This is a genomic window from Microbacterium hibisci (assembly GCF_015278255.1).
Classification (GTDB): domain Bacteria; phylum Actinomycetota; class Actinomycetes; order Actinomycetales; family Microbacteriaceae; genus Microbacterium; species Microbacterium hibisci.
Genome location: NZ_JADIJC010000005.1, coordinates 1 through 21,710, shown reverse-complemented (window position 1 = coordinate 21,710; position 21,710 = coordinate 1). Strand labels below are relative to the sequence as shown.

General features: G+C 71.9%; 24 protein-coding genes and 1 tRNA gene. 7 read left to right on the top strand and 18 right to left on the bottom strand.

Annotated elements, in window-relative coordinates:
- Positions 1-60 precede the first annotated feature (60 nt).
- Together IM770_RS10550 and IM770_RS10545 are read right to left on the bottom strand one after the other, a co-directional pair.
- Positions 61-309, bottom strand: a complete 249-nt coding sequence (locus tag IM770_RS10550) for a DUF3263 domain-containing protein (RefSeq protein ID WP_203581108.1) — start codon at positions 307-309, stop codon at positions 61-63.
- A 9-nt stretch (positions 310-318) separates the two neighbouring features.
- Entirely contained in the window at positions 319-1,338 is a 1,020-nt protein-coding gene (locus IM770_RS10545; RefSeq protein WP_203581107.1) for a DUF2332 domain-containing protein, read from the bottom strand.
- 107 nt (positions 1,339-1,445) lie between these two features.
- Between IM770_RS10545 and msrB the strand changes: the two genes are divergently transcribed.
- Together msrB and IM770_RS10535 are read left to right on the top strand one after the other, a co-directional pair.
- Positions 1,446-1,862: a peptide-methionine (R)-S-oxide reductase MsrB gene (msrB, locus tag IM770_RS10540; RefSeq protein WP_203581106.1), complete on the top strand. Its 417-nt coding sequence runs from the start codon at positions 1,446-1,448 to the stop codon at positions 1,860-1,862.
- Complete coding sequence (locus IM770_RS10535; protein ID WP_203581105.1) at positions 1,862-2,398, top strand: nitroreductase family protein; 537 nt, start codon at positions 1,862-1,864, stop codon at positions 2,396-2,398. The genes msrB and IM770_RS10535 overlap by 1 nt, the downstream gene beginning before the upstream one ends.
- 104 nt (positions 2,399-2,502) lie before the next feature.
- Here IM770_RS10535 and pucL read toward each other — a convergent pair whose 3' ends face one another.
- From pucL to IM770_RS10485, 10 genes are all read right to left on the bottom strand, one after another.
- Complete coding sequence (gene pucL, locus IM770_RS10530; protein ID WP_203581372.1) at positions 2,503-3,408, bottom strand: factor-independent urate hydroxylase; 906 nt, start codon at positions 3,406-3,408, stop codon at positions 2,503-2,505.
- The gene (gene uraH / locus IM770_RS10525; RefSeq protein WP_203581104.1) at positions 3,405-3,731 is read right to left on the bottom strand and encodes a hydroxyisourate hydrolase; all 327 of its coding nucleotides are present in this window, start codon (positions 3,729-3,731) and stop codon (positions 3,405-3,407) included. The genes pucL and uraH overlap by 4 nt, the downstream gene beginning before the upstream one ends.
- Positions 3,728-4,231, bottom strand: coding sequence for a 2-oxo-4-hydroxy-4-carboxy-5-ureidoimidazoline decarboxylase (gene uraD, locus IM770_RS10520; protein WP_203581103.1), 504 nt, complete (start codon positions 4,229-4,231; stop codon positions 3,728-3,730). Before uraD ends, uraH begins: the two co-directional genes overlap by 4 nt.
- Positions 4,232-4,254: 23 nt before the next feature.
- Entirely contained in the window at positions 4,255-4,746 is a 492-nt protein-coding gene (locus IM770_RS10515; RefSeq protein ID WP_203581102.1) for a peroxiredoxin, read from the bottom strand.
- A 182-nt stretch (positions 4,747-4,928) separates the two neighbouring features.
- The gene (gene allB, locus IM770_RS10510; RefSeq protein WP_203581101.1) at positions 4,929-6,281 is read right to left on the bottom strand and encodes an allantoinase AllB; all 1,353 of its coding nucleotides are present in this window, start codon (positions 6,279-6,281) and stop codon (positions 4,929-4,931) included.
- A gap of 19 nt (positions 6,282-6,300) precedes the next feature.
- Entirely contained in the window at positions 6,301-7,113 is an 813-nt protein-coding gene (locus IM770_RS10505) for a bifunctional allantoicase/(S)-ureidoglycine aminohydrolase (protein WP_203581100.1), read from the bottom strand.
- Positions 7,110-8,375, bottom strand: coding sequence for a DUF6986 family protein (locus IM770_RS10500; RefSeq protein ID WP_203581371.1), 1,266 nt, complete (start codon positions 8,373-8,375; stop codon positions 7,110-7,112). The genes IM770_RS10505 and IM770_RS10500 overlap by 4 nt, the downstream gene beginning before the upstream one ends.
- Positions 8,376-8,505: 130 nt before the next feature.
- Positions 8,506-9,453, bottom strand: coding sequence for a DMT family transporter (locus IM770_RS10495; protein ID WP_203581099.1), 948 nt, complete (start codon positions 9,451-9,453; stop codon positions 8,506-8,508).
- A 72-nt stretch (positions 9,454-9,525) separates the two neighbouring features.
- Positions 9,526-9,598, bottom strand: a tRNA-Thr gene (locus IM770_RS10490).
- Positions 9,599-9,636: 38 nt separating this feature from the next.
- On the bottom strand, positions 9,637-10,581 hold the full coding sequence (locus tag IM770_RS10485; protein WP_203581098.1) for a DsbA family protein: 945 nt from the start codon (positions 10,579-10,581) through the stop codon (positions 9,637-9,639).
- A gap of 225 nt (positions 10,582-10,806) precedes the next feature.
- On the opposite strand from IM770_RS10485, the gene IM770_RS10480 reads away from it, so the two are divergent.
- The gene (locus IM770_RS10480; RefSeq protein WP_203581097.1) at positions 10,807-11,910 is read left to right on the top strand and encodes an ABC transporter ATP-binding protein; all 1,104 of its coding nucleotides are present in this window, start codon (positions 10,807-10,809) and stop codon (positions 11,908-11,910) included.
- Between the two features lie 73 nt (positions 11,911-11,983).
- Complete coding sequence (locus tag IM770_RS10475; RefSeq protein ID WP_203581096.1) at positions 11,984-13,291, top strand: DUF4032 domain-containing protein; 1,308 nt, start codon at positions 11,984-11,986, stop codon at positions 13,289-13,291.
- An 80-nt stretch (positions 13,292-13,371) separates the two neighbouring features.
- Here IM770_RS10475 and IM770_RS10470 read toward each other — a convergent pair whose 3' ends face one another.
- From IM770_RS10470 to cysS, 3 genes are all read right to left on the bottom strand, one after another.
- Positions 13,372-14,013, bottom strand: a complete 642-nt coding sequence (locus IM770_RS10470) for an NAD(P)-dependent oxidoreductase (RefSeq protein WP_203581095.1) — start codon at positions 14,011-14,013, stop codon at positions 13,372-13,374.
- A 112-nt stretch (positions 14,014-14,125) separates the two neighbouring features.
- Positions 14,126-15,130 carry a 23S rRNA (guanosine(2251)-2'-O)-methyltransferase RlmB gene (gene rlmB / locus IM770_RS10465; protein WP_203581094.1) on the bottom strand — a complete coding sequence of 335 codons (1,005 nt, stop codon included), beginning with the start codon at positions 15,128-15,130 and terminating at the stop codon, positions 14,126-14,128.
- Positions 15,123-16,547 carry a cysteine--tRNA ligase gene (gene cysS, locus IM770_RS10460; protein WP_203581093.1) on the bottom strand — a complete coding sequence of 475 codons (1,425 nt, stop codon included), beginning with the start codon at positions 16,545-16,547 and terminating at the stop codon, positions 15,123-15,125. The genes rlmB and cysS overlap by 8 nt, the downstream gene beginning before the upstream one ends.
- Before the next feature lie 107 nt (positions 16,548-16,654).
- Here cysS and IM770_RS10455 point away from each other — a divergent pair, with 107 nt between their 5' ends.
- Positions 16,655-17,608 (top strand): DMT family transporter, encoded by a 954-nt coding sequence (locus IM770_RS10455; protein ID WP_203581092.1) that lies wholly within the window; start codon positions 16,655-16,657, stop codon positions 17,606-17,608.
- A gap of 47 nt (positions 17,609-17,655) precedes the next feature.
- On the top strand, positions 17,656-18,123 hold the full coding sequence (locus tag IM770_RS10450) for a GNAT family N-acetyltransferase (RefSeq protein ID WP_203581091.1): 468 nt from the start codon (positions 17,656-17,658) through the stop codon (positions 18,121-18,123).
- A 42-nt stretch (positions 18,124-18,165) separates the two neighbouring features.
- Here IM770_RS10450 and ispD read toward each other — a convergent pair whose 3' ends face one another.
- Together ispD and IM770_RS10440 are read right to left on the bottom strand one after the other, a co-directional pair.
- Positions 18,166-19,368 carry a 2-C-methyl-D-erythritol 4-phosphate cytidylyltransferase gene (ispD, locus tag IM770_RS10445; protein ID WP_203581090.1) on the bottom strand — a complete coding sequence of 401 codons (1,203 nt, stop codon included), beginning with the start codon at positions 19,366-19,368 and terminating at the stop codon, positions 18,166-18,168.
- Between the two features lie 94 nt (positions 19,369-19,462).
- Positions 19,463-19,945 (bottom strand): CarD family transcriptional regulator, encoded by a 483-nt coding sequence (locus IM770_RS10440; RefSeq protein ID WP_045298114.1) that lies wholly within the window; start codon positions 19,943-19,945, stop codon positions 19,463-19,465.
- Positions 19,946-20,254: 309 nt separating this feature from the next.
- On the opposite strand from IM770_RS10440, the gene IM770_RS10435 reads away from it, so the two are divergent.
- Positions 20,255-20,653, top strand: a complete 399-nt coding sequence (locus IM770_RS10435; RefSeq protein ID WP_239066073.1) for a DNA modification methylase — start codon at positions 20,255-20,257, stop codon at positions 20,651-20,653.
- Positions 20,654-20,728: 75 nt separating this feature from the next.
- On the opposite strand, the gene IM770_RS10430 is transcribed toward IM770_RS10435, so the two are convergent.
- Entirely contained in the window at positions 20,729-21,412 is a 684-nt protein-coding gene (locus IM770_RS10430) for a response regulator (protein WP_203581089.1), read from the bottom strand.
- Positions 21,413-21,710: the final 298 nt, after the last annotated feature.

The following is a 21,710-nucleotide window of genomic DNA, read 5'->3' as shown; positions in this document are numbered from 1 at the left end:
TGTTACCCGCCGAATCCTGAGCGACCCGGCGGCGACAGACGTCTCGTGCGGACTGCCCGGTCAGTGCGCGTCGGCGGCGCGCACCGCGCGCTCGTGCCGTCGCGCGTCGCGCAGGCGGCGGAGCCGCTTCACCAGCATCGGGTCGTGCTGCTGCGCCTCGGTCGTGTCGATGAGGCGCCCGAGCAGCTGATAGTAGCGAGCGGGTGACAGACCGAGGTCGGCGCGGATCGCCTCCTCCTTGGCCCCCGCGTGCCGGCGCCACTCGGCCTCGAAGTCGAGGATGGCGCGGTCGCGATCGGTCAGAGGCACGCGTCCACGCTAGCCCGCGGCATCCGTCTCCTCCGTGTGCGACGCGCGCCAGCGCACGAACGCACCGAGCGGATCGACCGCCGCCAGCGGCGCGCCGTCGCGGGCGAGCACGAAGCCGCCCCAGGTCACGGGATCGACCACGTGCCGCCGCCACTCGTGGAGGCCCGGCGGGTCGATCGTGATCCACACCGCGTCCAGGGCGCGGACGGCCTCGACGAGGCGCTCTCGCCCGGCGTGCGGGATGTGCGGAAGCACCCCGGGCGTGGTGACGACGAGCGTCGCGCCGTCCGGTGCCATCGCCGCGGCCTCGCCCAGCACCCGGGGGTCGGACGCGTCGCCGGCGAGCAGCAGCGGCGGATCGGCCGCGACGATGTCGAGCGCGGCGGCGATGCGCTCGACCCTGCCGGTCTCACCGGGCCACACCAGGCTCGTGAGGAAGCGGCGGTCGCGCGGGTCGCCGGCATCGAGCGGCTCGAGATCGATCCCGGCGCGCCACACCACCTCGGGCATCCGCAGCGGCGGGTCGCCCGTGACGTCGCACGCCAGCGCGACGGACGACGGTCCCGACCCGGGATCCAGCGCGGTGACCCCCTCGGGCCCGCGATAGTCGTACGAGTAGCGGTCGGGATACAGGCACAGCCCCGCGCTCGCGCCGAGCTCGAGCAGCGCGATCGGGCCGCTGATCGTAGCCAGCGCGGGAAGGAGCGCAGCACTGCGCTGCGGCTCGTTCGTCTGGAGCCGGCGGACGGATGCCTCGGCCACGAGCTCATCGGCATGCCCGGTGAGCCAGGCCGCCCACGCCGGGAACGGCTGCTCGGGTGCGCCGAGCAGGCGTGAGACGGCGAAGACGAGCGGCGGCTGGCGGCGCGCGGAGGGGATGCGCGCGAGGATGCCGGCGATGTCGCGGTCGGCGGCCACCCCCGCCGCCCACTCGGCGTACAGCGCCGAGCGGCCCGGCGCCTCGTCGCGGGCGAACCGGCCGTAGCGGTCCACGACGGCGTCGATCTCGCCGCCGAAGTCGTCGCCCATCCCGCCATCCTCCCCCACCGGTGCGGTCACGATCACTCGCGACGACCCGACGCCCGGGCGGCTGAGGTTGAATGGAGGGTGCCCGGAAACCCGGCCGAGGAGGAACCATGACCTACGCCGTCGACAAGAGCGACGCACAGTGGCGCGAAGAGCTGTCCGCCGACCAGTACGCGGTGCTGCGTCAAGCCGGCACCGAGCGACCGTGGACCGGCGAGCTGCTCGACGAGAGCCGTGCCGGCCTGTACACGTGCGCGGCGTGCGGCGCCGAGCTGTTCCGCAGCGGCACGAAGTTCGACTCGCACTGCGGGTGGCCGAGCTTCTACGAGTCGATCCGTCCCGAGGCCGTCGAGCTCATCGAAGACAACAGCCACGGCATGGTGCGCACCGAGGTGCGCTGCGCGAACTGCGGCTCGCACCTCGGGCACGTCTTCCCCGACGGGTTCGGCACGCCCACCGGCGACCGCTACTGCATGAACTCGATCTCCCTCCAGTTCACCCCCGGCACCGACGGGCAGGACGCCTGATGACCGGCGCACGCGATGCGGCCCTCTCCCGCCGGTCGTGGTCGAAGGTCACCGACGAGGCGCCGAGCCACCAGGAGCTGCTCGACCTCGTCGCGGCCGCCGGCCGCGTCGCCGATCACTCGTCGCTGAAGCCGTGGCGGCTCATCGAGCTGCGCGGCGCGGACCGTGAACGGCTCGGCCGGGCGATCAGCAAGGCCGAGGGTGAGAAGGGTTCGTCGTCGAAGCCGCTGCGCGCGCCGCTGCTCGTCGCCGTCGTGTTCACGCACCGCAAGAGCCACAAGGTGCCCGCGTGGGAGCAGGAGGCCGTCGCCTCGGGTGTGGCCCACGTGCTGAGTCTGCTGCTCGACGAGGCGGGCTGGGGCGTCATCTGGCGCACCGGCCACTACACGCGCGCCAAGGCCGTGGCGAAGGCGCACGGGCTGAAGAAGAACGAAGAGCTCCTGGGGTGGCTGTACGTGGGCGGAAAGCCGAAGAGCTCCCGCACCTCGCGGCGCAAGGGCATCGACGCGCACAGGTTCGTCAGCCGGATGCCCTGACCGGGCGGCTCCGCAGCGAGCCGATGCGCTGATCCGGCAGACCTCGCGAGGGACGGATGCCGCGACCCGCAGCATCCGTCAGAATCATCGGGGCACCGGAGCGGTCAGCAGAACCCGCCGATGCTCTCCCACACGGGGTGCCGCGCGTCGGCGCCCTCGCGGAGCACCGACGCTTCGATCAGCCCGTACGGCCGGTCCGCCGCGAAGAACACCTCCCCCGGGTTGTCGAGGCCGAACGGCGTCAGGTCGACCGCGAAGTGGTGGAGGTTCGGCATCGAGAACCTGATCTCGTCCACGTCGGCACGCTCCGCCAGCACGTGCCGGCCCATCTCGTAGAGGGTCTGCTGGAGCGCGAGCGAGTGCGTCTGCGCGAACGACTCCAGCATCGCGCGGCGCACCTGGGCGAAGGCGTCGTCGTAGTCGACGTCGTCGCGGTTGTAGCGCCAGCGCGCCGTGACCGACGTCGCGAGGATGCGATCGTCGGTCTCGGGGAGCGTCGTGTACCTGTCGCGCACGAACCCGCGGAACTCCGAGCCGGTCGACTTCAGCACGGCCAGATCCCGCAGGCCCGCGAGGACGGTCGGCTCGCCGCCGGCGAACACCACCGCTGCGGTGCGGGTCTCGGTGCCGCCGCGCACGAAGGCGTGGTCGTGCGCGTCGCCGGCGACCGCGATGCGACTCCAGCTGTACTGCTCGGCCTCCCACCGCCCGCCGGTCACCCAGGCGAACTCGCTGGTGAAGTGGCGTCCCAGCCGCAGCAGGAAGTCCTCCGGGGCGCCGACGCCCTCGCGGGCGAAGGCGTACACGATGTTCTTCTGCGTGTCGGTGGCGATGATCGCGGCGTTGTCACCGACGGTGTGTGCGGCGTCGAAGGCGCCGCGCAGCTGCGACGTGACGTTGAGGTCGGTGATCCGGTGGCGTGAAGTGCGGCGGTCGATCCGGACGAGGCGCACCTCGGCCTTGCCGTACTGGTTCGCACCGAGCACGACGTCCGGCCCGGACACCGTCAGTTCCCCCGGTACGTCGAGTAGGAGTACGGGCTGAGGAGCAGCGGCACGTGATAGTGCTGGCCGACGTCCGCGACCGTGAAGTCGATCGACACAGCCGGATAGAAGGTCGCGCGTCCCGTGCCCGCGAAGTACTCGCCGGTGTCGAACGACAGCCGGTACGTCCCGGCATCGAGGCGGTCGGGACCGAGGTCGCCGATGCGTCCGGCGCCGTCGGTGACGCCCGCCGCCACCTGTGTGCCGTCGCCGCGGCTGAGCACCACCCTCACTCCGCGGGCGGGGCTGCCGAGCGCGGCGTCCAGCACGTGCGTGGTGACCTGACTCATGGCTCGATGATCCCTTCCAGCCGGAGGAGGGCGATCTGACGAAGCTCGTCGGCCACGACCGCGATCTCCTCGTCCTCAGTGTGCGCCAGCCGCGCCTCGAGCGCAGCGAGGATCTCCGGCGCGCTGCGACCCGCGGCGCGGATGAGGAACACGCGTGAGAACCGCTCCTCGTACGCGCGGTTGCCGGCTGCGAGCGCGGCGGCGGTGTCGGTGTCGCCCGGCGTCGTGCCGAGGCCGGCCTGCTCGGAGCGCGACCACGATGCTTCGGCGCTCGTGCCTCGCACCCGATCCCCCAGGCGGGGGTGCCGGGCGAGCGCGCGGTCGATCTCGTCTGCGGTCCAGGGCGCGGCGGCGGTGCGGGCGGTCTCCCGCAGCGCGCGGCGGTCGGCGTACGGCCGCCCTGCGACGAGCGCCTCGACCCAGCGGTCGATGTCGACGCAGGGGCGCACGACGTCTCGCGCGGCGCCGGCATCGAGCCGGTTGAACGCCTCGAGCTTCATCGCTGCGGCGGTCCGGTGCGGGCTCAGGCGGCGAGCTGGGCCCGCAGCCGATCGACGTGGCCGCGGGGGTCGACCCGGTACTCGGCGGACTCGACCGTGCCGTCGGGCGCGAGCACGAAGGTCGAGCGGATCAGTCCGACGCGCTCCTCGCCGCCGATCACCTTGGTCCCCCAGGCGCCCCAGGCCTCAGCCACGGCGTGGTCCTCGTCCGAGAGGAGCGGGAACTGCAGCTGCTCGGCCTCGGCCCACTCCGCGAGCCGCCCGACCGAGTCGGGAGAGATGCCGACCACGGCGACGCCGGCGGCCTGGAGCGACGCGAGATTGTCGCGGAAGTCGCAGGCCTCGGTGGTGCAGCCCGGGGTGAAGGCGGCCGGGTAGAAGAAGACGACCAGACGACGGCCCGCGAAATCCTCCGGCCGCACCACGGTGCCGGTGGAGTCCGGCAGGGCAAAGCCCGGGTTCGCGTCCCCGCTGCCGAGCGCGGGGTCCTGCGGGCGGATGTCGTCGTCGGCCATGGATGCGTCCCTTTCCATCGTCTGTCGCGGCGCTGCCCGCGACCGGGACCACCCGGCTCGCGGACGCCGCCCCTCGATCTTGGGCTCCCGGCGGCGCCTCGGCAAGTCGTCGAGTGCGCCGACGCGCCGTCACGCGCTCCCAGGTGCTGGCGCGTGCCTGGTGCGCACACCGCCTCCGACCCTCAGGGGCGCGCGCGGCGCAGCAGTCGTCCTCGCGGTTCTGCGAAGTCGACGCGCTCACCGCGCACGAATGTCTCGCGCACGACGCCGGTGAGCGCACGGCCGTCGTACGGCGACACGGGGTTCTTGTGGAGCAGTCGCCCGGCCTCGACCACGAAGCCTTCGTCGGGGGCGAACACCGAGAGGTCGGCATCCGCCCCCACCGCGATCGTGCCCTTGCGGGTGAGACCGGCGAGCGCGGCCGGTCGCGCCGACATCCATTCGACGACCTTCTCGAGCGGGATGCCGCGGGCGCGCGCCTCCGTCCACACCAGCGGCAGGCCCAGCTGCAGCGACGCGATCCCACCCCACGCCCTCGCGAAGTCGCCGTTCCGCAGGTCCTTGAGGTCTGCGGTGGACGGCGAGTGGTCGCTGACGACCGCGTCGATCGTTCCTTCGACCAGCCCCTGCCACAACAGCTCGCGGTTCGTGCCCTCGCGGACAGGCGGGCAGCATTTGCACGCGGTGGCGCCGTCGGCGATGTCCTCCGCCCGCAGAGTCAGGTAGTGCGGACACGTCTCCACCGTCAGCCGCACACCCGAGCGCTTCGCCGCGGCGATCGCAGGAAGCGCGCCGGAGGACGACAGATGCACGATGTGGGCGCGGGCGCCGGTGCGGCGCGCACTCTCGATGACCTGCGCGATGGCGACGTCCTCCGCCCGGCGCGGGCGCGACGCGAGGAACGCCCCGTACGCCCTGCCGCCGCCGGCAGGCGCGGCGGCGATCGTCGCCGCGTCCTCGGCGTGCACCAGGAGCACGCCGTCGAACCCCGCGAGCTCTTTCAGGGCGCGCTCCAGCTCGTCGGCCCCGAGCGGCGGAAACTCGTCGACCCCCGACGGCAGCAGGAAGCACTTGAAGCCGAACACGTCGTCGTCGTGAAGCGCGCGGAGCGTGCCGAGGTTGGCGGGGACGGCGCCGCCCCAGAACCCGACGTCGACGAACGCCTGATCGCGAGCGGCGCGCCGCTTGCGCGCCAGCGCATCGAGCGAGATCGTCGGCGGGATGCTGTTCAGCGGCATGTCGATGATCGTCGTGACGCCGCCCGCCGCCGCGGCCCTGGTCGCCGAGGCGAACCCTTCCCAGTCGGTCCGCCCTGGCTCGTTGACGTGCACGTGCGTGTCGACGAGGCCCGGAAGGAGCGTCTCGTCGTCGCGCAGCTCGACCGCATCCGCTGCCCTCAGCCCGCTGCCGAGGGGCTCGATCGCGGCGATCGTCCCGTTGACGACGCCGATCTCGCACGGCTGGAAACCGTCCGGCAGCAGCGCGCGCCGGGCGCGGAAGACGACGTCGTGCTGCGGCATCCGCTCGTCCGTCATCCGCCCGCGACCCGTCTCGTCAGGTCAGCCGGATCTGGCGGTTGACGTCTTTGTAGAGCAGATAGCGGAAGGGCTCGGGTCCGCCGGCGTAGCAGGCCTGCGGGCAGAACGCCCGCAGCAGCATGTAGTCGCCGGCCTCGCACTCGACCCAGTCGTCGTTGAGGCGATAGACCGCCTTGCCCTGCAGGACGAAGAGTCCGTGCTCCATCACGTGCGTCTCGGCGAACGGGATCACCCCACCGGGCGCGAACGTCACGATGTTGACGTGCATGTCGTGCGCAAGATCGTCGGGATCGACGAACCGGGTGGTCGCCCAGGCGCCCGCGGTATCCGGCATCGACTGCGGCTCGACATCCTGATCGCGGGTCACGAAAGACGTCGGTGCCGGCACACCCTCTGCGGACTCGTAGGCCTTGCGGATCCAGTGGAAGCTCACGGGCCCGTCGCCCCGGTTCGCGACAGACCACTCTGCGCCCGGCGCGAGGAACGCGTAGCCGCCGGCCTCGAGCACGTGCGGCTCACCGGCGAGCGTCAGCGTGAGGGCGCCGTCGGTGACGAACACCACGCCCTCGACGCCGGCCTCAGGCTCCGGGGACTCGGCGCCTCCGCCGGGTGCGATCTCGACGATCAGCTGCGCGAACGTCGTCGCCGACCCGGCGATGGGCCGCGCGAGGATCCAGGCTCGCGCGCCGGTGAATCCCGGCAGCCTGCTCGTGACGATGTCGCGCAGCACGCCGCGGGGGATGAACGTGTACGCCGGCTTCACGACGGCGCGATCGGTCAGGAGGTCGGTCTGCGGCGGCAGGCCGCCGCGCGGCGTGTAGTAGCTCATCGGGTCCTCTCGGTGGCGGCGGGGCGCGCGAGGGCTTCGAGGCCCGCGCGGTCGATGCCGGTCGCCCGTTGCGCCTCGGGTTCGCTGACCGCTCCGCAGGCGATGCCGCGCGCGAGGAAGGCGGCGAGCGCACGTGCGGTCGCGGGTTCGTCGAGCACGCCGCTGTCAGCGCGGCTCACGTAGGCACGCAGGCGTGCGGCCGCCGACGCGAACCCCTGCCGGTAGAACTGCACGTTGGCGACGAACCGCGGCACGAGCTGCGCCGGATGCAGATCCCAGCCCTGGAAGAACCCGCGCTCGAGCGAGCGGCGCGTCAGCCGTGCGCTCAGGCGCCACGCCGCCCGTACCGCCTCGGGGTCGCCGACGGGCAGGATGTTCGTCGATCCGTCCGAGAGCCGCACGCCGGTCTGGGCGGCGGCGACCTGCATGACGCTCTTGGCGTGGTCGGCGGCCGGATGATCGAGCGACTGGTACGCGGGCGCGATGCCCAGCGCGGCGCTGTAGTCGTAGGTTCCGTAGTGGAGCGAGCTCACCCGGCCCTCGCCCGAATGGATCGCGGCCGCGAGCGGCGACGTGCCGTCAGCACCCAGGATGATCTGCGGCGTCTCGACCTGCACCTCGAAGCCGAGGCTCCCCGGAGTCAGCCCGAGGCGCTCCTCGAGCCGCGCGCACAGCGCCGCCATCGCGCCGACCTGCGCGGCGGTGGTCACCTTCGGGAGGGTCAGCCGCAGCCCCTCGGGGACCCCACCGGCTTCGTGCAGCGTCGTCAGGAAGAGATCGAGGGAACGGATGCCGCGACCCCGCGTCCGCGCCTCGAGCCCCTTGAAGCGGATCCCACAGAACGGCGGGGTGCGCCCGTGGTCGCGGGCATCGGCGAGCAGCTGCGCCGCGCGGACGACATCCGCATCCTCCCGGGCATCGCCGCGGTCGCCGTAGCCGTCCTCGAAGTCCAGGCGGAGATCCTCGATCGGCTCGGTGGCGAGTTTCGCGGTGACGAGGGCGGCGACTTCCGCCGCGTGGTCCTCCGTCACCCCCAGGTCGCGGACCACCGCCGCCATGCCGCCCTGCGCCGCGACGGCGGCCAACGCCTGATCGCCCCACTCGCGCGGGAGCGCGGGGGTGTAGCGATCCCCCGCGACGTAGACGGTGTGCACGGGCTGTCGCGTGCCGTCGTCGCCCGGGTAGTCGTCGGCGAACAGCCGGTCGGTGGCGGCGAGCAGCCTGTCGATATGGTCGAGGTCCGGTGCGCCGAGCGCACGCACGCCCACGCGGTCCACCGGTCGCACGCCCCCGTCGGCGTGCGACGGACGGTCGTGGCTGGGCAGCGGCGCCTTCGGCACGATCTCAGCTTGCCACCGCCGGCAGCCGTACGGTGAGCGGGCGGTGCCCGTGTCAGCGGCCGGGTCGCGGCATCCGTCGCCACGGTACCGCCGCCACGACCACCGACAGGATCGCGAGCGCCGACATCAGCAGCGACGGGCCGAGCGCCGGGGCCGCGCTCGTAGGCCAGATGGCGTCGATGACGACGGACGTGACCACCTGCCCCACGACGGTGCCGAGGCCGAGCAGCAGCACGCCGGTGTAGGGCACCAGCGCCGCCGCCAGGAAGATGTAGCTGACGCCGATGACGCCGCCGAGGTACAGCCAGGGCTCGGACGGGTACGCGGACGGGGCTCCGGCGACCGCGGTGTGGATCAGCTCGGCGATCCCGAGCACGGCCGTGCCGCCGATGAAGTTCACGAGGGTCGCCGTCAGCGGCGTTCCCACGCGCTGGCGGAGCCTGCCGTTGACGGCCGACTGCCACGCGATGCCGGCGCCGACGAGGAAGGGCAGCACGATCAGCACGAGCGGCGCGTCGACGCCCCCGGCCAGCGACACCGCCGCGGCGAGCATCGCGAGCGCGCCGCCGACGAGGCGTGCCGGGGTGACGGCGACGACGCCCGCGGGCCCGACGCCGGCGCGGTCCAGCAGGAGCCCGCTCACCGTCTGACCCGCCACCACCCCGACGGTGAACAGCGCGACGCCGATGATGCCGACGGCCAGGGACTGGGTGGCGACCGAGAGCGCGCCTGCGACGCCGCCGCACAGCATCCAGATCGGGATGTTCCCGCCACGGAGGCCCGTCAGGAGGGCACTGAACCCGCGGCGGCCCTGCGGCAGCACGACCGAGAGCACGATCAGCACGACCAGGCCCGAGCCGAATGAGACCACGGCGGCCGCGAATCCGTCGTCGAGGCGGACGCCCAGCTGCCCGTTGATGCGCGCCTGCACGGCGGTCAGGACGCCGATGAGGGCCGCGCCGCCGAGCCCGATCCAGGCGGGCAGGCGGCGATCGGTCACCGATCCATCTTGCCCTGCGCCGGTGCCCGTCGACGCCACCGTGCGGCGGCGGCCGGAAGGGGGCGAAACCAGAGCCGACTACGGGACTCGAACCCGTAACCCCCTAATTACAAGTTAGGTGCGCTACCAATTGCGCCAAGTCGGCAGAGCGCCAAGTCTAGCGGCGCCCGCGTGCGCGCCCGATCAGGGGGCGGTGGTCGGCGTGGGGGTGGGGGTCGCCTTGTAGTACGAGTCGCTCGCCACGGTGAGCACGAACTGGGCGAACTCCTTGGGGTCGTCGAGCTTGCCGACGTACTGCGTGCCGTTGACCAGCACCATCGGCGTTCCTGTCAGCGATGCGCCGTCGGTGTCGGGCAGCTCCTTGAGCGCCTGCTCGGTCGCCGACTTCGCCCACGACGTGTAGGACTGCGTCTCGATGCAGGCGCGCACGACCTTGGGCCCGTCGACACCCGTCGCGAGCGCGAGCGACGCGAGCTCGTCGTCGCTGAGGCCGTCCGAGTCGACGTCGGGCTGCTGGCGCAGCAGTGCGTCGTTGAAGGCGAAGAAGTACTCCGGCGAGTTCTGGGCCACGCACGCGGCCGCGCCGGCGGCGCGCAGCGAGTACTTGGTGCCGTTCGACTTCGCCGTCAGCATCGCGACCGGGTAGTACGTGAGCGTGGCGGCGCCGTTCTCGATCCACTCCGACAGCTGCTGCATGTTCGCGAGCTGGAAGTCGCGCGAGCCGGTGGAGAGGTAGTCGACGTACACGCGGATGTCGACGGCGGGGGCCTCGGTCGGCGTCGGGGTGGGGATGGGCTCCGACTCTTCCGGCGCGGGGGTGGGCTCACCCTGCGGGGCGCCGTTGGGGTCGACGACTTCGGGCACCATGCCGCTGCCGGTGACGTCGGTGACGACGAAGCCGCCGTTCACGCCCTTGGCGGGGCTCATCGTGGGCTTCGATGCGCTCGACGAGACCGTCCACGTCACCACGACGGCGATGACCGCCACGAACGCGACCGCGACCGCGGCCAGCGACGTCCGGCGGATCAGGCGGGCGCGCGACTGGCGCGCCTTCACCTGCTGCGCCTTCTCGCGCACCGCGTCGCGGCGCTCGCTGGACGCGGCGTTCGGTGACTCGTCGCTCGACATGGAACCTCTCGGGGCGTGAAGATGGCCGGTGTTCCGGCGGGGCCAGGCGGGGAAAGCGGCCGTCCACGATGCTAGTCAGCCACCCTGGGAAATGCCCAGACGCAACCTCCGCGCGAGCCGTGTCATACTGTTCGTGCGCCCGATGGCGGGCGTGCGGGTAAGCCCCCGCTCATTCCATCACTACGGATCGTCCGGCACGTACCTGCCGGTGAAGGAGAAGAGAACATGGCGTCCGTCACGTTTGACAACGCAACCCGTCTGTACCCCGGGGGCACTCGCCCCGCTGTGGACAAGCTCAACCTCGAGGTCGCCGATGGCGAGTTCCTGGTCCTCGTCGGCCCGTCGGGCTGTGGCAAGTCCACGTCGCTGCGCATGCTGGCCGGCCTCGAAGAGGTCAACTCCGGCCGCATCCTGATCGGCGACCGCGACGTCACCGACGTCCCGCCGAAGGACCGCGACATCGCGATGGTCTTCCAGAACTACGCGCTGTACCCGCACATGACGGTCGCCGAGAACATGGGCTTCGCGCTCAAGATCGCCGGCGTCGGCAAGGAGGAGCGCGCCGCTCGCGTGCTCGAGGCCGCGAAGCTCCTCGACCTCGAGGAGTACCTCACCCGCAAGCCGAAGGCCCTCTCGGGTGGTCAGCGTCAGCGTGTCGCCATGGGCCGCGCGATCGTCCGCCAGCCGCAGGTGTTCCTCATGGACGAGCCGCTGTCGAACCTCGACGCCAAGCTCCGCGTCCAGACCCGTACGCAGATCGCGTCGCTGCAGCGCCGCCTCGGCGTCACCACGGTCTACGTGACCCACGACCAGACCGAGGCCCTCACCATGGGTGACCGCATCGCGGTCCTCAAGGACGGCCTCCTGCAGCAGGTCGGCACCCCGCGCGACCTCTACGAGAAGCCGAACAACGTGTTCGTCGCCGGCTTCATCGGCTCGCCGGCCATGAACCTGTTCCCGGCGCACATCGCCGAGGGCGGCGTGCAGTTCGGCGACACCGTCGTGGGCGTCGAGGCCGACACGCTCGGCAAGGCGCACGGCTCGGAGGTCACCATCGGCGTCCGTCCGGAGGACATCCAGGTCGCGCCCGCCGACGGCAAGGGCCTCTCGGTCGTCGTAGACCTCGTCGAGGAGCTCGGCGCGGACGGCTACCTCTACGGTCACGCCGACGTCGCCGGCAAGCGCACCGACATCGTCGCGCGCGTCGACGGCCGCCGTCACCCGATCGCGGGCGACAAGGTCATCCTGGCGCCGGTGCCCGGACACGTCCACGTGTTCGACATCGAGTCGGGCGAGCGCCTGACCGACAAGGCCATCGCCGCGGCGTAACGCTGATCGAATTCGCGACGGCGCGGGTGGGAGACATTCCCCCCGCGCCGTCGCTCGCTTTTCTGGAGGGGACGTGCCTGACGCCCTGAGCATCACCGCCTCGAGCGTCGACCCGGGACTGCTGACGCTCCCCTGGTCGACACCGCTCGGCGAGTGGCCGTCGAGCCACATCGTCTTCCTCCCCAAGGGCATCTCGCGCCACCTGGTGCGCTTCGCGAACCTCTCGGGCCGCGTCGTCGCCATCAAGGAGACCACCCAGGTGATGGCCCAGCGGGAGTACGACATGCTGGGCAATCTCGCCCGGCTGGACGTCCCGTGCGTCGAGCGCGTGGCCGTGATCGCGGGGAGGACGGATGCCGCGGGCGAGCCGCTTCCCGCCGCGCTGGTGACCGCGCACCTGAAGTTCTCGCTCCCCTACCGCGCCCTGTTCACGCAGGTGCTCCGGCCCGACACCGCGACGCGTCTCGTGGACGCCCTCGCGCTGCTGCTGGTGCGCCTGCACAACGTCGGCTTCTTCTGGGGCGACGTGTCGCTGTCGAACACGCTGTTCCGCCGCGACGCGGGCGCGTTCGCCGCCTATCTCGTCGACGCCGAGACCGGCGAGCTGCACGAGACCGGCCTGACGCCCGGCCAGCGCGCGCACGACCTCGACGTCGCCCGCACCAACATCGCCGGCGAGATCATGGACCTCGAGGCCGGCGGCCGCCTGGAGGGCGGCGTCGACGCGATCGCGATCGCGGACGGCATCGTCTCGTCGTACCACTCACTGTGGGCGGCGCTCACCGACGAGGAGACGTTCCGCGCCGACGAGGCGTGGCGCATCACCGAGCGCGTGCAGCGGCTCAACGACCTGGGCTTCGACATCGGCGAGATGTCGATCCAGGCGACGTCCGACGGCGCCAAGGTGTCGATCCAGCCGAAGGTCGTCGACTCCGGTCACCACCAGCGGCGCCTGCTGCGTCTGACCGGTCTCGATGTCGAGGAGAACCAGGCCCGCCGCCTGCTCAACGACCTCGACGAGTTCCGCGCGCGCATCTCGCGCCTCGGCGACGACGAGGAGATGGTCGCGCACGAGTGGCTGACGCGCGTGTTCGAGCCGGTCGTCAAAGCGGTCCCGTGGGACCTCCGCTCGAAGCTGGAGCCCGCCGAGGTGTTCCACCAGCTGCTCGAGCACCGCTGGTACCTGTCGCAGGCGAAGGGCAAGTCCGTGCCGCTCGCCGAGGCGCTCACCAGCTACATCGACAACGTGCTGCGCCACCGCCGCGACGAGGCGACGCTGATGGGCCCGCCGACCGAGACGGTGTCGCTGTCGGTCATCACGTCGCCGAACCCCGTCGTGGACGACGACGAGGACGAGATCGACTGGCGCGACCTGGTCTGAACCACCCTCGGGAATCGCGAAAGGGCATGTCTCCGCCGGCGGAGACATGCCCTTTCGCGATTGCGCAGAAGAGTGGGGGGTCAGTAGCCGACGGTGAACCGCTTGCGCGGGTGCTGCGGGCTCTCGATCTCGTCGACGATCGCCACGGCGAGATCCTCGCCCGAGATGTACGACTCGCCCTCGGCGTCGGTCACGATGACATCGCCGCCCGTGCGGTACTCGCCGGTGCGCTCGCCCGGCGCGAATGCGCCGAAGCCGCCGGCCGGGTGGACGTAGAACCAGTCCAGCGACTCCGGGCCGTTCTGCAGGTCCTCCAGCACGCCGACCGCCTCGAGGGCCTCGGCCTTGTAGTCCTCGGCGAACGACGGCAGGTCGACGACCCGCTCGCCGCCCTCGGTCACGAGGCTGCCGCCCGCACCGCCGATGACGCCCAGACGGACGCCCTCCGGCAGCAGCGACGCGAGCGCCGCCAGGTTCGGGCGCACGAGTCCCTCCATGTCGCCGCGCGGAGCCACCGCCGAGACCACGACGTCGACGCCCTGGAGCTGCGCGAGAAGGTCGGGCACGTCGGTGAGCGACCCCTCGACGTAGAGGGCGCCCTCGTGCCGCTCCGCAGGGATCCGCCGTGCGATCGACAGGACCGAGTGGCCGCGGCTCACCGCCTCGGCGACGATGTGACGGCCGGCGTACCCCGAGCCTCCGATGACGGCGATGCGTGCCATGTTCTGCCTTTCGACGTAGTGCTGCTGCTGTGCTGGTGACCGGCTGCGCCGGCTCTCCGAGGGTGAACGCGCGGCGCCCGGGTTCATTCCCCTGAATGCGTCATGCGGCGACTCACTCCGCGGGGGACGCCCGCAGAGTGGAGACCTGGTAGAGGGCGACGGATGCCGCGATCCCGGCGTTCAGCGACTCCGCCGCGGTCGAGATCGGGATGGAGACGATCTGGTCGCACGTCTCGGTCACCAGGCGCGAGAGGCCCTTGCCCTCCGAACCCACGACGATCACGACGGGCCGGTCGGCGAGCTGCAGGGCCGGCAGCGACACGTCTCCCCCGCCGTCGAGTCCCAGCACGAACACGCCCTGCTTCTTGAACTCCTTGAGCATCGTCGTGAGGTTCGCCGCCACCGCGACCGGGATCCGCGCGGCGGCGCCGGCGCTGGTCTTCCATGCCGCCGAGTTCACCCCCGCCGAGCGGCGCTGCGGCACGATGACCCCCTGTCCGCCGAAGGCTGCCGTCGAGCGGATGATGGCGCCCAGGTTGCGGGGGTCCGTGACGCCGTCGAGCGCCACCAGCAGGGGCAGCTCGTCACGGTCGATGATCTGCTCGAGCAGGTCCTGCGGGTGCGCGTACTCGTACGGCGGCACCTTGAGGGCGACGCCCTGGTGCACGCCGTCGAACCCGGCCATGCGGTCGAGCTCGGGGCGCATGACCTCGAGCACCGGGATCTCGCGGTGGGTGGCGATCGACAGCATCTCCTTGACGCGATCGTCCATCTCGACGCGCTGCGCGATGTAGAGCGCCGTCGCGGGGATCTTCGCCCGCAGCGCCTCGAGCACGGAGTTGCGTCCCGTGACCGTCTCTGTGTCGTCGCCCGCCTTGGACTTGCCGCGGTTGGGGTTCGGGCCCTGCGGCGCCCGCTGCCCGGGCGCGCCCTTGCCGCCCGCGGCGGCGTAGCGCTCGGCCGCAGCCTTGCGCTTGCCCGCGGGGTGCCACGCGCGGTCCTCCGCCTTGGGGGTGGGCCCGCGCCCCTCGAGGGAGCGCTTGTTCTTGCCGCCCGTCCCCTTGGTGGCGCCCTTCTTCTTGCTGTTGCCCGCTCCCGGGCGCGTCGGCTTAGCCATCGATCAAGCTCCAGTGTGTTCCGTCTGCGGTGTCTTCGAGGGCGATGCCCGCCGCCGCGATCGCGTCGCGGATGCGGTCGGCGGCCGCCCAGTCCTTGGCGGCGCGCGCGTCCGCGCGCTGCGTGATCATCGTCTGCACGAGGGCGTCGAGAGCGGATGCCTCGCCCGAGGCATCCGTCGACCGCCACTGCGGGTCGAGGGGGTCGATGCCGAGCACGCCGGTCATGACGGCGACGTCGGCGAACGCGCGGAGCGCGGCGTCGCCGTCCCCCGCGTCCAGTGCGCTGTTGCCCTGGCGCACCGTCTCGTGCAGCACGGCAAGGGCCTGCGGCACTCCGAGGTCGTCGTCCAGCGCCGCGGCGAACGCGGCCGGCACCGCGGCCGCCACACGCACGTCCTCGTCGGCGCGCAGCGTGCGCAGCGCGCGTTCGAGGAACGTGCGGATGCGATCGAGCGCCGCCTCGGCCTCGTCGAAGGTCGACGTCGTGATGTCGAGGCTCGACCGGTAGTGTGCGGCGGCGAGCGCGTAGCGCACCACGAGCGGATCGCGTTCGCGCAGCACGTCCTCGGCGAGGATGAAGTTGAACAGCGACTTCGACATCTTCTGGGCGCCGACCGTCACGAGCCCGTTGTGCACCCAGTAGCGGGCGAATCCGTCACCGGCGGCGGTGGACTGCGCGAGCTCGTTCTCGTGGTGCGGGAAGCGCAGGTCGAGCCCGCCCCCGTGGATGTCGAACTCGCTGCCGAGGTAGCGGCGCGCCATGGCGGAGCACTCGATGTGCCAGCCGGGTCGGCCGGGCCCCCACGGCGAGTCCCAGGTCGCAGAGCTCGGCTCGTCGGCCTTCGCGCCCTTCCAGAGTGCGAAGTCGCGGGGGTCGCGTTTGCCGCGCGGGTCGGCGTCGGCGGCCGGCTCCATCGCGTCGATGCTCTGGCGCGTCAGCGAACCGTAGTCGGCCCACGACCGGACGTCGAAGTAGACGTCGCCCGCGGCATCCGTCCCCTCCGCAGCCGCGTACGCGTGCCCGGCCTCGATCAGGCGCCGGATGATCTCCTGCATCTGCGGGATCGACGCCGTGGCGCGCGGCTCGTAGGTCGGCGGGAGGATGCCGATCGCCGTGTAGGCGCGCGTGAACTCGAGCTCCATGCGATACGCGAGCGCCCACCAGGGCTCGCCGTCGGTGGCGTTGGCGAGCACCTTGTCGTCGATGTCGGTGACGTTGCGCACGAAGGTGACGCGCCCGTACCGGTGGGCCAGCCAGCGCCGCAGGATGTCGAACGTCAGTGCGCCGCGCAGGTGGCCGATGTGAGGTCCCGACTGCACCGTCGGACCGCAGACGTAGATCGTGACGTGACCGGGGTCGAGGGGCGCGAAGTCGCGCAGCGCCTGGGCCTTGGTGTCGTACAGCTGAACCGTCACCGCACCAGCCTACCGGCGGGTCTCGTCGCGACCGCGGGAACGACGGCGGTTGCCGCGCCGCCGCGGCCCCGACTTCGGGATGAACGGTCCGACTTCGGTATAAACGGATGGTGCACGTGCTCGCCGTCCTCGCCGCCGCCGTGCTCTTCGGCACCACCGGCACCTCGCAGGCGCTCGGCCCCGACGGCACGACGCCCCTCTCGATCGGCGTCATGCGCATGGTCCTCGGCGGCACCGGTCTGGCGGTCATCGCGTTCGCTCTGGCCGCCCGTCACGCCCGCAGGCATCCGCGAGTCGATGCGCCGACCCTGCGATCGGTCACCCGGTCGCGGAGCGGCATCCGTCCCCTCGCACTGATGGTGCTGACGGGCGTGTGCATCTCGGTGTACCAGCCGCTCTTCTTCCTCGGCACGGGCCGCAACGGCGTCGCGGTCGGGACGGTCGTCGCGCTCGGCTCCGCGCCGATCCTGGCCGGCCTCCTGGAATGGGCGCTGACGCGACGGATGCCGAGCCCCACGTGGATGGCCGCGACGGCGCTCGCGACGATCGGCGTGGTGCTGCTCGGCTTCGGCGGCGAGGCGGGCGCGGACGGGGGAACCGATCCGCTGGGCCTGCTGGGCTCGGTCGGCGCGGGCGCCTCGTTCGCCGTGATCGCCAACGCGCAGCGTCGGCTGCTCGACGACGGCTGGGATCCTTTCACCGTCGTCGGGGCCATGGGTGCGAGCTCGGCGCTGATCTGCGCCCTCGCGCTGCCGTTCGTCGATCTCTCGTGGCTGGGCACCACGCCCGGGCTCGTCATGGCGCTGTGGCTCGGGCTGGCGACGATCTCGATCGCGTACGTCCTCTTCACGTGGGGTCTCAGCGGGCTCACCGCCGCCACCGCGGCGACGCTCACGCTCGGCGAGCCGCTCACCGCGAGCGTGCTCGGCATCGTCGTCCTCGGCGAGCGGCTGTCCGCGCTGGCGATCGTCGGGCTGGCCGTGCTCGCGGCGGGTCTTGCTCTGCTCGCGTGGGGCTCACGCGCTCCGCGGGATCCGGCACCGTTCGCCGTCGAGGCGTGAACGGCGAAACACGGCCGCAATCCGCGCGTGGCACACTGGGCGGCGACATGCAGCGCACCATCGAGATCCGCACCGACGACCTGAGCGGCGAGGCCACTCGCACCCTCATCGCCTTCCACCTGTCCGGGATGCACGACACCTCTCCCCCGGAGAGCGTGCACGCGCTGGATCTCGAGGCGCTGAGACATCCGTCGCTGTCGGTGTGGTCGGCGTGGGTCGACGGCGAGCTGGCGGGTGTCGGCGCGCTGAAGGCGCTCGACGCGGATCGGGGCGAGATCAAGTCGATGCGCGTGGACGACCGGTTCCGGGGCACCGGCGTGGGTCGCGCCCTGCTGCGCCACATCGTCGACGACGCGCGGCGGCGCGGCATGTCGAGCCTCTGGCTCGAGACGGGCACCACCGCGGACTTCGCCCCGGCGCAGCGGCTCTACGAGAGCGAGGGCTTCGCGCTCTGCGGGCCGTTCGAGGACTACGTGCTCGACCCGGTCTCGGTCTTCATGACGCGCTCGATCTGACCCCGGTCGCCGCGGCGGCTCTCCGCGGGGACGACACGACGGTCACGCGGGGACGACCACCGCGACTGCGAACGCCGCGACGCCCTCGCCGTGTCCGGTGAAGCCCAGGCCGTCGGTCGTGGTCGCCGACACCGAGACCGCGGCACCGCCGAGCGCCGCCGACAGCGCGCGTTCCGCCTCGAGGCGGCGCGCCGCGAACCGCGGACGGTTCGCCTGCACCTGCACCGACACGTTGCCGACGCGCCAGCCGGCTTCGCCGAGCAGGGCGAGGGTGCGCGTGAGGAAGGCGTCGGCGTGCGCGCCCGCGTACTCGGGGTGGTCCGTGCCGAAATGCGTGCCGATGTCGCCGAGTCCGGCCGCCGCCAGCAGCGCGTCGACGATGGCGTGCGCGACGGCGTCGCCGTCGGAGTGCCCCGACAGCGGCGTCTCACCCGGCCATTCGAGTCCGGCAAGCCAGAGCGTTCCCTCGCCGCCGAACGCGTGGACGTCCGTGCCGAGCCCGACCCGCGGGATCGTGGGCACGTGCTCGAGGTGCACCGGCGTGTGCGCGGCGGGCGCGGCGACCAGATGGCGGGCGCGCTCGAGATCGGCTGCGGTCGTGATCTTGAACGCGAGCGGATGCCCCGCCACCGCGGCCACCGCATGTCCGGCCTCGGCGACGAGGGCGGCGTCGTCGGTGAAGTCGTCGAGCGCCGCGGCATATGCCTCGTCGAGCACGTCTCGCCGGAACCCCTGCGGCGTCTGCGCCGCCGCCAGCTCCGACCGGTCCACGGCGGCGAGGATCTCGGTCCCCGCCACGCGCTTGATCGTGTCGACGACCGGCAGCACCGGAACGGCACCCGCCGCGCCGCCGTCGATGGCGCCGATCACGCGCTCGAACACGTCGGGCGGGGTGAGGGCGCGCGCGGCGTCGTGGACCAGCACGACCTCGACGTCGGCCCAGAGGGCATCCAGGCCGGCGGACACCGAGTCCTGCCGCGTGTCACCGCCGACGACGACCGACACGAGATCGCGGCGATCCCCCGCCGTCGCGAGCGCCTCGCTCAGCGCGTCGCCTTCGCGACCCGACGGGGCGACGATGACGACCTGCGCGACGGGCGCCGCGAAGACGCCTTCCAGCGCGTGGCGCAGGATGCTGTGCCCGTCGATGCCGACGAAGGCCTTGGGGCCTCCGGCGCCCAGGCGGGTGCCGGAACCGGCCGCCACGACGACGATGCCGACACGGGGCACGGGAGTGATGCTCACCGCATCACGCTATCGCGACCGGCGCCGCATCCCGGCGCGCATGCCCTCGGGCGCACAGCAGAACGGCGCCCCGAGGGGCGCCGTTCTGAGAGTCTCAGCTCGCGAGGACCTCGTCGAGGAGGACGCTCGCCTTCTCTTCGTCGGTCTTCTCGGCGAGGGCGAGCTCGGAGATCAGGATCTGCTTCGCCTTCGCGAGCATCCGCTTCTCTCCGGCCGAGAGGCCGCGGTCCTGATCGCGACGCCACAGGTCGCGCACGACCTCGCTGACCTTGATGACATCACCGGAGGCGAGCTTCTCGAGGTTCGCCTTGTAGCGACGCGACCAGTTGGTCGGCTCCTCGGTGAAGGGAGCACGCAGCACCTCGAACACCTTGTCGAGGCCCTCCTTGCCGATGACATCGCGTACGCCGACCAGGTCGACGTTCTCTGCGGGGACTTCGATGATGAGATCACCCTGCGTGACGTTGAGCTTCAGGTACTTCTTCGTCTCGCCCTTGATGATCCGGTCTTTGACCTCGATGATCGTTGCCGCCCCGTGGTGGGGGTAGACGACCGTCTCGCCAACCTCAAAAAGCATGGAGTTATGTCCTTTCGGCAACCTACAGGATACCACAGGAGAAATACGCTAAGGTTCTCCGCCCTCCGACCCGCCGCCCTTGCATCGCGCGCGGGACATCGCCGATCGCCCTGCTCCGCGGGCCCCAGGACGAGCCCCTAGAATGCTGGAGAACCGTCATCCGTTTTGGGAGGATCCGTGATCTCGATACACCGCCGCAGCGATTCCTCGCACGGACGTTCCGCGGCGGCAGGCGCTCCCAAGAGCCGTCGGCTGTTCGCATCGCTGGCCCTGGGCGGAGCCCTCGCGCTCACCGCGACGGGCTGCAGCATGATCTCCCCGCAGGCCACGACCATCGAATACTCGGCCGCCGAGGGCGCCAACGTCTACGAGTCCGGTCCGATCCAGGTGCGCAACGCGCAGATCGTCGCCAACGAGGACGGCTCGGAGGGCAACTTCGTCGCGGCGCTGATCAACGACACCGACGACTCGCACACCCTGAACATCGAGTTCGGCGAGGGCGGCCCGACGCTGGAGGTGCGGGTTCCCGCCCGCACGACCGTGAGCCCCGGTTCGGACGAGGATGAGCCGATCCTCGTCGAGGATCTCGACGCGCTGCCCGGCACCGACATCGAGACCTTCTTCCAGTCCGGCGACTCCCAGGGGGAGCTGGCGTACATCCCGGTCCTCGACGGCACGCTCGACTACCTGGCGCCGCTCGCTCCCTGAGCCCGCCCGCACGACCACGGAAGAGGGCGCCCCGCGGGGCGCCCTCTTCCGTGTCTGCGGCGGTCGGACCGGCGGTCAGCCCTCGAACCGGTACCCCAGGCCGCGCACGGTGACGAGCATCTCGGGAGATCCGGGGTTCTTCTCGATGCGCGAGCGGATGCGCTTGATGTGCACGTCGAGCGTCTTCGTGTCGCCGAAGTAGTCGCTCCCCCACACGCGGTCGATGAGCTGCCCGCGGGTCAGCACGCGACCGGCGTTGCGCATCAGCACCTCGAGCAGCTCGAATTCCTTGAGCGGCATGTTGATCTCGCCGCCCTCGACGGCCACCGTGTGCCGGTCGATGTCGAGCACGACGCGGCCGCCCTCGAGAACCCGGTCCTCCAGGTCGGCGTCGATCTGCGAGAACCGGCGCAGCACCGCCCGCATCCGGGCCAGCAGCTCGCGGGCGGAGTAAGGCTTGGTGACGTAGTCGTCGGCTCCGAGCTCCAGCCCCACGACGATGTCGACCTCGGAGTCCTTCGCCGTCAGCATGATGATCGGGACCGCGGAGGTCGCACGGATCTGCCGGCACACCTCTGTTCCCGGCATCCCCGGGAGCATGAGGTCGAGGAGGACGATGTCGGCTCCGCGCTCGCGGAACGCGGTGAGGGCGGTCGGACCGTCCTCCGCGATCTCGACGTCGTAGCCCTCGCGACGAAGGAGGTAGGCGAGCGGGTCGGCGAGGTCGGGCTCGTCCTCGACGATCAGGACGCGGGTCATGCGGTGTCTCCATTCCGGACGGGAGCGGGCTTCTTCGCCGCCGGTTCGCCGGGCGCACCGGCCGCGGGCCGGGGCGCGCGGGTCTTCCGCGCAGCAGGGACTTGAGGAGACGCTGTCGAGGCACGCGACGGCTTCTGCGTGGACGGAACCGTCTCGGACGGGGCCGGGACCGGCTCCGCGACCGGGGTCGCCCCCGGGACCGTCTCGGGTGCGACCGGGGTCGCCGTCGCGCCGGGAGTGGCCGGGGCCAGCGGCGCGGCGGGAGTGGCCGGGACGGGCGGCCCGGCGGGGGTGGCCG